The sequence below is a fragment of the uncultured Caballeronia sp. genome (assembly GCF_964243625.1).
Classification (GTDB): domain Bacteria; phylum Pseudomonadota; class Gammaproteobacteria; order Burkholderiales; family Burkholderiaceae; genus Caballeronia.
The window spans coordinates 1-2,164 of record NZ_CAXTGZ010000827.1; the positions used below are offsets into that span (position 1 = coordinate 1).

Sequence of the window (2,164 nt, forward strand, 5' to 3'; positions counted from 1 at the left end):
AACCGAACGCGTAGACAGGCTGCGCTGCAATTCCGGCGATAAATGCAGCAGCTTCGCCAGCGCCAGCGACCCGCCGACGCCCACCAGAATGCCGACCGTCACACCTACCGATAACGACAACCAATGCTTTTTCAGCAGATGCCTGTACTCGAAGATGGGGACGGCAAAGGCCACGGTGGCCGGCCCGAGCAGCCACATCAGCCAGCGGGTATCGGCGAAATAAACGGAGTACGGAATGCGCGCAGCCATGACGATCACCACAAGCACGGCGGGGACGGTCAGCATGGGCGTGAGCAAGGGCCGGCGGAATCGGGCGTACAGGCGCTTCAAGCCGAAGTACAACGCCACGGTCAGCACGAAGCAACCCGCCGCAATGAGGCCGGCGGTGTCATCGGACAAAAGGGAATCGTAGAAGTGTGGCATCGGGCTCGGCTCAGCCGCGCGCGGCCTGGCGGGCGCTCGTGATGCGGCGCAACTCCAGTCGGCGTTCGAGCTTCGACGCATGTTCGACGGCAAATGCCACCGCGATCATGACCATGAGCGTGCCGAACACCACGACCAGCGCGAGGCGCCAGCCGTCTTCGCGAAACAGGCCGCCGTACTGGACGGCAGCCACCGCGGCGGGAATGAAAAACAGCAGCATGTCCGTCAACAGCCAATCCGCGCCGGCCTTCACCCAGCGCGGCGCAATTCCGCCGCAAAACAACAGCGCGAGCAACGCCAGCAAACCGATAACACCACCCGGAACCGGCAAATGGAAGGTGCGCGCGGCGAGATCGGCGACCAGCCAGATGCCCGCCAGTGCGGCGCTCTGCAATGCGATCCGCATGAACCGGCCAAGCGGCGCCCGAGTGCGGGTGACGAATTTTGATAACGGCAAAATGGCGGCGAGAACGATCATGACGGGCCTTGCGGCGGTGACGTAGTAAAAATAAGGGTTAACCTTTAGTCGAATATAGCGTGCGCCTAAATATAATTAAAATGACTTAAACTTATCGACCGCATTCCAACTTGGAATCTAAGAGGCGCGTATGGAGCTGCGATCGTTGCGGTATTTCGTTGAGGTCGTGAAGCAGAAAAGCTTCACCGCGGCTGCGGAAAAGATGTTTGTCACACAGCCGACCATCAGCAAGATGGTGAAGTCGCTCGAGGACGAAATCGGCTCCCCGTTGCTATTGCGCGAAAGCCGCCAGATGGTCCTCACCGACGCCGGCCAGATCGTCTATCAGCGCGGACTCGAAGTCCTCGCGGCGCACGCGCAACTCGAAGCCGAACTCAACGATCTCGGCAAACTCGGGCGCGGCACGCTGACCATCGGAATCCCGCCTATGGGCGGATCGCTGTTCACGCCGGCCATCGCGGCGTTTAAAAAGCGTTATCCGAAGGTGGAATTAAAGCTGTTCGAGCGCGGGTCGAAGGCCATCGAGGCTGCTTTGATCGATGGCGAACTGGAACTCGGCGGTGTGCTGGAACCCGTGGATCTCGCCACGTTCGATGTGCTGCCCGTCAGCCGGCAATTGCTGTGGCTCGTCGCGCAGAAGGGTTCGCGCTGGGACACCATGACTGACGTGCCGCTCGCCGATCTGGCATCGGAATCGTTCGTTTTTTACGGCGAAAGTCTCGCGTTGTCCGATCTGGTGTTGAACGCGTGCCGCGAAGCGGGTTTCACGCCGACCATCGTCAGCCGCAGCGGACATTGGGATTTCATGGCCGCGCTGGTGCAGGCCGGCGTTGGTATTGCGTTGCTGCCGGCGCCGTATTGCCGCCGCCTGGATGTCAACGCGTTCACCTGTCGTCCCGTGGTCGATCCGGAAATCCACTGGGACATGGCGGTTGGCTGGCGGCGCAACGGTTATCTGTCGAACGCGGCACGCGCGTGGCTGGAAGTCGCCCGCCAGGCATTGCCGGCGAATCTGGGCGATGACTTCCTGCAGGGCGCGGCGGCACGATTCCCGGCGCGCGTGCGCGACGCTTCATCGAGATAACGTTCAAGCCAAGGCACAACGCAAAACCCCCGGTCGCGCTCACGCGCGACCGGGGGTTTTTACATCTGCCAACCGGACTCAACCACGTCCGGTCACACGATTACTCTTGAATCGCGAAATCGATACGGCGGTTTGCGAAACGTCCGCTGGCCGTTGCGTTATCGGCAATCGGGTTTGCA

3 protein-coding genes are annotated in these 2,164 nt (G+C 61.2%); 1 reads left to right on the forward strand and 2 read right to left on the reverse strand.

Features of this window, described 5'->3' with window-relative positions; all coding sequences use genetic code 11:
• Together ACFFAR_RS31440 and ACFFAR_RS31445 are read right to left on the reverse strand one after the other, a co-directional pair.
• Positions 1-423: LrgB family protein (locus tag ACFFAR_RS31440; RefSeq protein ID WP_375509254.1), on the reverse strand; the 423-nt coding region annotated here is incomplete at its 3' end.
• A 10-nt stretch (positions 424-433) separates the two neighbouring features.
• Positions 434-901 carry a CidA/LrgA family protein gene (locus ACFFAR_RS31445; RefSeq protein WP_174364963.1) on the reverse strand — a complete coding sequence of 156 codons (468 nt, stop codon included), beginning with the start codon at positions 899-901 and terminating at the stop codon, positions 434-436.
• Positions 902-1,031: 130 nt separating this feature from the next.
• Here ACFFAR_RS31445 and ACFFAR_RS31450 point away from each other — a divergent pair, with 130 nt between their 5' ends.
• Complete coding sequence (locus ACFFAR_RS31450) at positions 1,032-1,985, forward strand: LysR substrate-binding domain-containing protein (protein WP_375509255.1); 954 nt, start codon at positions 1,032-1,034, stop codon at positions 1,983-1,985.
• Positions 1,986-2,164 lie beyond the last annotated feature (179 nt).

Excerpts from the sequence above, each read along its gene's own strand:
- ACFFAR_RS31450 (WP_375509255.1), top strand. The coding sequence starts at position 1,032 with ATGGAGCTGCGATCGTTGCGGTATTTCGTTGAGGTCGTGAAGCAGAAA.
- ACFFAR_RS31445 (WP_174364963.1), bottom strand. The coding sequence starts at position 901 with ATGATCGTTCTCGCCGCCATTTTGCCGTTATCAAAATTCGTCACCCGC.